This window comes from Sphingobacterium sp. GVS05A (assembly GCF_019969845.1).
Classification (GTDB): domain Bacteria; phylum Bacteroidota; class Bacteroidia; order Sphingobacteriales; family Sphingobacteriaceae; genus Sphingobacterium.
Window position 1 is genome coordinate 1 of the sequence record NZ_JAHXYR010000031.1, and the last position, 264, is coordinate 264.

Genomic DNA, 264 nt, shown 5'->3' on the forward strand with positions numbered 1-264 from the left:
GTCGCCATAAAATCATCACAATTCTCAATACTAATATCGCAATACTAGCTCGTGGAGAATAACGGATTCGAACCGTTGACCCCCTGCGTGCAAGGCAGGTGCTCTAGCCAGCTGAGCTAATTCCCCTCTTTTTTTTCGTAGTCCCGAGCAGATTTGAACTGCTGACCCCTACATTATCAGTGTAGTGCTCTAACCAACTGAGCTACGGGACTAGCTATTCTGTTCATCTATCTCTCTCGGTCCTGCTCCTTCTAGGGGCGGGCA

At 48.5% G+C, this 264-nt stretch carries 2 tRNA genes; both read right to left on the reverse strand.

Annotation, left to right across the window (positions count from 1 at the left end):
• Positions 1–52: 52 nt before the first annotated feature.
• Positions 53–126 (reverse strand) — tRNA-Ala (locus LC454_RS26310).
• Between the two features lie 12 nt (positions 127–138).
• A tRNA-Ile gene (locus LC454_RS26315) sits at positions 139–212 on the reverse strand.
• Between the last annotated feature and the right edge of the window lie 52 nt (positions 213–264).